Genomic DNA, 6251 nt, shown 5'->3' with positions numbered 1-6251 from the left:
CTGCGGGCGTCAATCGCGCATGCTTATGGCTGTTCATCCGTTCTCCTGAGATGGGTTCCTGGGGCCTGGTAACCACAGCTTCCCAAATCCGGGACGGATGAACAACCTATTGAGACATCACACCTAGCTGCTGGGTGCCGGCGCAGGCGCCGGCCGCGAGCTCCTCGTTCACGCCGGGGCGGAACACGATGCGGGCCGGCTCCAGCAGGTCCTTGCATTTCCACAGCTCCTTGTCGAAGCCGCCCAGGGGCGAGCCGCGGTAGCCGCTGACGAAGCCGCCGGTGCGCCAGCCGCGCGCGGCATCGCGCGTGGCCTGGTTCAGCAGGGCGCGCACCAGCACCTGCATGCCGCTCAGGAAGTGGTGGCCCGAAGCAGCCAGGTACTTGTCTTCGAGCGCCACGGGGCGCAGCGCGCCGGCGAAGGTTGGGTGCGTTTGGGAGGGCATGCGCGGCACTCTAGGCGGCGCAGCGCGAAGCCGATTGCACGAAAGTGGCGCGCGGCCGAGCGGAGGCGCACCAGCATTTCCATGCAAGCTCGCGCAGGCGCGAATTCCTAGACTGGCGCAACCTTCATTGAACGGAACACCGCATCCGATGGCCGACTACCGCGCGACGCTGAACCTGCCTGAAACAGTGTTTCCCATGAAGGGCGACCTGCCGCGGCGTGAGCCGCAGTGGGCGGCGCGGTGGCTGGAGCAGGGCACCTACCAGCGCATCCGCACGGCCTGCGCGGGGCGCCCTCTGTTCGTGTTCCACGACGGCCCGCCCTATGCCAATGGCGACATCCACATCGGCCATGCCGTCAACAAGATCCTGAAGGACACGGTCATCAAGAGCCGCACCATGGCCGGCTACGACGCGGCTTTCGTGCCCGGCTGGGACTGCCACGGCATGCCGATCGAGCACCGCGTGGAGAAGGAGCACGGCCGCGGCCTGCCGCCCGCGCGGGCGCGCAAGCTGTGCCGCGCCTACGCCGCTTCGCAGGTGGCGCAGCAGATGCGCGATTTCCAGCGCCTGGGCATCCTGGCCGACTGGGAGCATCCCTACCGCACCATGGACTTCCGCACCGAGGCCGAGGAGGTGCGCGCGCTGGGCGAGGTGCTGCGCGGCGGCCTGCTGTACCGCGGCCTGAAGCCGGTGAACTGGTGCTGCGAGTGCGCATCGGCACTGGCCGAAGCGGAGGTGGAATACGCCGACATCCGCTCGCCCACCATCGACGTCGCCTTTCCGGTGCTGGACCGCGACGGCATGGCCGCGGCATTCGGCCTCGCCGCATTGCCCGATAAGCCCTGCGGCGTGGCGATCTGGACCACCACCGTGTGGACCATTCCCGGCAACGTGGCGGTGGCCGCCAATCCCGAAGCCGACTACGGCCTGTACGACGCCGGCGATCGCCTGCTGCTGCTGGCCGTGCCGCTGGCGCAGGCCTGCCTGGACAAGTACGGGCGCCAAGTAAAACTGCTGGCCACCGCGCGCGGCACGGCGTTCGACCGCCTGCGGCTCAAGCACCCCATCTACGAGCGCGAGTCTCTGATGATCGTGAGCGGCCACGTCACCCTGGACGCCGGCACGGGGCTGGTGCACATCACGCCTGGCCACGGCGTGGAGGACTTCCTGGCTGCCAAGCCATATGGCCTGGAGGTGCGCAACCCGATCGACAGCCACGGCAGCTTCCTGCCCGGCACCGAAGGCGTGGGCGGCCTGCCGCTGGCGCAGGCGGTGGAGCGCATTCCCGAACTGCTGCGCGCGGCGGGCACGCTGCTGCACCACGGCAGCCTCGTGCACAGCTATCCCACCTGCTGGCGCCACCAGGTGCCCATCATCTTCCGTGCGACCTGGCAGTGGTTCATCGCCATGGACCGGCCGGCGCCGGGGCAGCCGTCCAGCCTGCGCGAACTGGCCTTGCAGGGAACGAAGGACACGCGCTTCTATCCCGAATGGGGCCGCTCGCGCCTGACGGCGATGGTGCGGAACCGCCCCGACTGGTGCGTGTCGCGCCAGCGCACCTGGGGCGTGCCGATCCCGTTCTTCCTGCGCAAGGACACAGGCGAGCTGCATCCGCGCACAGACGCGCTGATCGAAGACGTGGCGCGGCGCATCGAGCAGCACGGCATCGACGCCTGGTTCGATCTCACCTGCGAAGACCTGGGCGTCGATGCGGCGCTGTACGAGAAATCCGGCGACACGCTGGACGTGTGGTTCGACTCCGGCTCGGTGCACCGCACGGTGTACCGGGCGCCCGGCGCGCGCCAGATGTGGCCGGCCGACCTGTACCTGGAAGGCTCGGACCAGCACCGCGGCTGGTTCGGCTCCTCGCTGATGACGGGCTGCGCGCTCGACGCCCGCCCGCCCTACCGCGCGCTGCTGACGCACGGGTTCGTGACCGACGGCGACGGCCGCAAGATGAGCAAGTCGCGCGGCAACGTGGTGGCACCGCAGGCGGTGTGCGACGCCATGGGGGCCGACGTGCTGCGGCTGTGGGTGTGCAGCACCGACTACTCGGCCGAAATGTCGGTGTCGCCCACCATCCTGCAGCGCACGGTGGAGGCCTACCGCCGCATCCGCAACACGCTGCGCTTTCTGCTGTCCAACGTGGCGGACTTCGATGCGGCCACGCAGGCGATGCCATGGGACGAGATGGTCGAGCTTGACCGCGCCGCGCTGGCGCGTTTCGAGCAGGCGCACCGCCACTGCACGCAGGCTTTCGGACGCTTCGATTTCCTCGCCGTGTCGCAGCGGCTGCAGGCGTATTGCTCGGAGGAACTGGGTGCCTTCTACCTCGACGTGCTGAAGGACCGGCTCTACACCGCGCGTGCCGATGCGCCGTCGCGCCGCTCGGCGCAGACGGCGCTGCATCGGATCGCGACCGAGATGCTCAAGCTGCTGGCGCCGGTCCTGAGCTTTACCGCGCAGGAAGCCTGGCAGGTGCTGCGCGGCGATGCGGATGCGTTGGTGTTCCTGGAAACCTGGGGTGACGGATTGGGCCTGCCCACGGAGGAGGCCGCGCGCCTTTGTGTCAAGTGGGAGCGCGTCGTCCAGCTGCGCAGGCAAGTCAACGAGCAGCTGGAAACCGTGCGGCAGACCGGTGCCATCGGCGCGCCGCTGTCGGCAGGCGCGGTGCTGCACGCCGCGCCGGACGACCTGGCGATCCTGCGCTCGCTGCAGGGCGAGCTGCGCTACGCCTTCCAGGTCTCGGCCGCCGACCTTGTCGAATCCGCGGATGGCGCCACGCGCGTGGAAGTGGCGCCCGCCGGCGGCGTCAAATGCCCTCGCTGCTGGCACTTCCACGCAGCGCCCGCGCAGCAGGAAAAGGATGCCCTGTGCGGGCGCTGCGACGGTAACCTGCACGGCGCGGGCGAGGTCCGGCAATGGGTGTGAGCGCATTGGCGTCGCCGGCCGATGACTTGCCGGCCGACGCGCTGCTGCGCTGCGCGCGCATGCTCGGCGCCTGGGCGGGCGTGCGGCCCTGCTGCCCGACGTCGGACGCCGTGCTGCTGCTCATCGGCCGCTGCGGCCGCACGACGGCCGGGCGGCTGGGGGCATCGCTGGCAATCGACCTGGGCCACATGAGCCGCATCGTGCGGGCGCTGCAGGAGGATTGCTTGGTGCTGCGCGAACGGTCCGCACTGGACGCGCGGACCTGGTGGCTCAGCCTGGCACCCGAGGGGCGGGTGGTTTGCGGTCAGCTGGAACGTGCCGGGCGCGAGCAGGCACGGCAAGCGCTGCGGCAGTTTCCTCGCGACGAAGCGTTGCTGTTTGCGGCGGCGCTTGCGCGGCTGGGGGCGGCGTAGCTGCCGCTCAGGCTTTGGCCGCCGCGTCTACCGCAAGTTGCTTCTCCAGTTCCGCCTTCAGTGCGCCTGATGACGCTTCCGGAATGACCTGGCGCGTCGGCCACACGGCGACGCTCGCAAACATGCCGGAGTTGAAGTACGGGTCCTGCGCCATGTGGCGGTCCAGCGCGGCGCGGTTCTCGGCGCGCAGGATCATCAGGCTGCCGCACGTGGCGCCGTCCGGGCCCAGCAGCGGACCGCCGTAGACGAAGGCCTCGGGATGCTCGGTGATGAAGCGCAGGTGCGGCGCGCGCGCTTTGCGGCGGGCCTCGGCACCGCCGGGTTTGTCGAGTGCGTAGATGGCGAACAGTTCCATGTGCGTTTTCCTTGTCGTCAAAAGGTGCGGGCGATGATTTCTTTCATGATCTCATTGGTGCCGGCGTAGATGCGCTGCACCCGCGCGTCTGCATAGGCGCGTGCGATCGGATAGTCCCACATGATCCCGTAGCCGCCGTGCAGCTGCAGGCATTCGTCCGTCACGCGGCCCTGCAGCTCGGTGCACCACAGCTTGGCCATGGCGGCGGTGGCGTTGTTCAGCTTGCCCTCGGCCGCCAGTGCGATGCAGCGGTCGATGAACACGCGGCCGATCTGTATCTGCGTGGCGCACTCGGCCAGCTTGAAGCGCGTGTTCTGCAGATCCATCACAGCTTTGCCGAACACCTGGCGCTGCTTCACGTAGTCGATGGTCCATTCCAGCGCCGCCTCGGCGGCCGACTGCGCCGAGATCGCGATCTGCAGCCGCTCCCAGGGCAGCTCGCCCATCAGCTGGGAGAAGCCGCGGCCTTCCTCGGTGCCCAGCAGGTTGGACACGGGCACCCGCACGTCCTGGAAGAAGAGTTCGCTGGTGTCCTCCATGCGCAGGCTCAGCTTTTTCAGGGGCGCGCCCTTGGTGAAACCGGGCCGGTCCGCTTCCACCAGCACCAGCGACAGGCCTTTGGAGCCGGCGGCCGGATCGGTCTTCACCACCAGCAGCACGAAGTCGCATTGCCAGCCGTTGGTGATGAAGATCTTGGAGCCGTTGATGACGTATTCGCCGCCGTCGCGCCGCGCCGTGGTGCGCACCGCCTGCAGGTCGGAGCCTGCGCCTGGCTCGGTCATGCCGATGGAAGCGATGGCCTCGCCGCGCGCCATGCGCGGCAGCCATGTCTCCTTCATCGCCTCCGTGCCGTAGCGCAGCAGGAAGGGGGCGATCACGTCGGAATGCAGGCCCATGCCGAGCGCGGTTCCGCTCACGCCGGCGCGCGCCATCTCCTCGCGCAGCAGCGCGCAGAAGCGGTAGTCGGCGCCGGCGCCGCCCCAGGCCTGCGGAATGCCCATGCACAGGAAGCCGGCGGCGCCGGCCTTGCGCCAGGCCTCGCGGTCGACGTGGCCCTGCTGCTCCCAGCGTTCCAGGTTGGGCGCGATCTCGCGCTTGATGAAGGTGCGCAGCGAATCGCGGAACTGCTCGTGCTCCGGTTCATACAGGTCGCGCTCGACCACGGAATGGATGGCCATGTCGTTGTGCTCTCTCGGAATGGATGGAAACGGTTGTCGTGCACGAGTGTGGGTCGCCGCGCACGCCGTGGCTTGGAGGAAAGTGCGGCCGCACCCCGGCGCAGCAGGGAGCATGGTGCCGGGGGCATTGCCGTCCAAGCCGGCGCGCGCGCCGGCTCCTACGATCCGGCGCCTTCAGCACAAAAGGATTGCGATGCCGTTCGACTCCGTTGATTTCGATGCGCACGAGCGCGTGGTGTTCGTGGCCGACCGCGCCTCGGGACTGCGCGCCATCATCGCCATTCACGACACGCGGCTGGGCCCCGCCATCGGCGGCTGCCGCGCCCGTGCCTATGCGGATGAAGCCGAGGCGGTTGCTGACGTGCTGCGCCTGTCGCGCGGCATGACCCGCAAAGCCGCCTGCAGCGGCCTGCCGTTCGGCGGCGGCAAGAGCGTGGTGCTGCTCGCGCCGGGCCAATCGCTGCACGCGGGCATGCTGCGCGCGCTGGGCGGCGCCATCGAGCAGCTGCGCGGCGACTACATCGCCGGCGAGGACATGGGCACCTCCAGCCAGGACATGGCGACCCTGCGCGATGTCACGCGCCACGTGATGGGCGCGCCGGCCGACGTGGGCGGCAGCGGCGACCCATCGGCGAGCACGGCGTTCGGCTGCCTGGTCGGCATGCGCGCGGCCGTGCGGCAGCGCTTCGGCCGTGACACGCTGCGTGGCCTGCGCGTGGCCGTGCAGGGGCTGGGGAACGTGGGCTGGCGGCTGTGCGAGCTGCTGGCCAGCGAGGGCGCCGTGCTGCTGGTGGCGGACGTGCGTGACGACGTGGTGCGGCGCGCCGAGCACCTGTTCGGCGCCGAGGCCGTGCCGGCCGGCCGCATCGCGCAAAGCGAAGCCGACGTGTACGCGCCCTGCGCGCTGGGCGGCACGCTGGACGCCGCG

At 69.7% G+C, this 6251-nt stretch carries 6 protein-coding genes; 3 read left to right on the top strand and 3 right to left on the bottom strand.

Annotation, left to right across the window (positions count from 1 at the left end; translation table 11 throughout):
- Positions 1-106 precede the first annotated feature (106 nt).
- Positions 107-445 (bottom strand): hypothetical protein, encoded by a 339-nt coding sequence (locus H0U68_RS10920; protein WP_296355459.1) that lies wholly within the window; start codon positions 443-445, stop codon positions 107-109.
- A 148-nt stretch (positions 446-593) separates the two neighbouring features.
- On the opposite strand from H0U68_RS10920, the gene ileS reads away from it, so the two are divergent.
- Together ileS and H0U68_RS10910 are read left to right on the top strand one after the other, a co-directional pair.
- Positions 594-3377, top strand: coding sequence for an isoleucine--tRNA ligase (ileS, locus tag H0U68_RS10915; RefSeq protein ID WP_296355458.1), 2784 nt, complete (start codon positions 594-596; stop codon positions 3375-3377).
- Positions 3368-3790 (top strand): hypothetical protein, encoded by a 423-nt coding sequence (locus H0U68_RS10910; protein ID WP_296355456.1) that lies wholly within the window; start codon positions 3368-3370, stop codon positions 3788-3790. Before ileS ends, H0U68_RS10910 begins: the two co-directional genes overlap by 10 nt.
- A gap of 7 nt (positions 3791-3797) precedes the next feature.
- Here the strand turns inward: H0U68_RS10910 and H0U68_RS10905 are convergent, their stop codons facing one another.
- Together H0U68_RS10905 and H0U68_RS10900 are read right to left on the bottom strand one after the other, a co-directional pair.
- The gene (locus tag H0U68_RS10905) at positions 3798-4145 is read right to left on the bottom strand and encodes a YciI family protein (protein ID WP_296355455.1); all 348 of its coding nucleotides are present in this window, start codon (positions 4143-4145) and stop codon (positions 3798-3800) included.
- A 17-nt stretch (positions 4146-4162) separates the two neighbouring features.
- A complete protein-coding gene (locus H0U68_RS10900; protein WP_296355461.1) occupies positions 4163-5308 on the bottom strand; it encodes an acyl-CoA dehydrogenase family protein in 1146 nt (381 codons plus the stop codon).
- A gap of 208 nt (positions 5309-5516) precedes the next feature.
- Here H0U68_RS10900 and H0U68_RS10895 point away from each other — a divergent pair.
- The coding region (locus H0U68_RS10895; protein WP_296355453.1) for a Glu/Leu/Phe/Val dehydrogenase dimerization domain-containing protein at positions 5517-6251 on the top strand (735 nt) is incomplete at its 3' end.

Origin of the sequence: Ramlibacter sp. (genome assembly GCF_013697775.1) — a bacterium.
In the GTDB taxonomy this organism is placed as follows: Bacteria; Pseudomonadota; Gammaproteobacteria; order Burkholderiales; family Burkholderiaceae_C; genus Ramlibacter.
Note: the sequence above shows the minus strand (reverse complement) of the source record. Positions and strands in the feature narration are given on the sequence as shown.

Coding starts and splice junctions, on each gene's coding strand:
- H0U68_RS10910 (WP_296355456.1), top strand. CDS start 3,368: ATGGGTGTGAGCGCATTGGCGTCGCCGGCCGATGACTTGCCGGCCGAC.
- H0U68_RS10920 (WP_296355459.1), bottom strand. CDS start 445: ATGCCCTCCCAAACGCACCCAACCTTCGCCGGCGCGCTGCGCCCCGTG.
- H0U68_RS10905 (WP_296355455.1), bottom strand. CDS start 4,145: ATGGAACTGTTCGCCATCTACGCACTCGACAAACCCGGCGGTGCCGAG.
- ileS (WP_296355458.1), top strand. CDS start 594: ATGGCCGACTACCGCGCGACGCTGAACCTGCCTGAAACAGTGTTTCCC.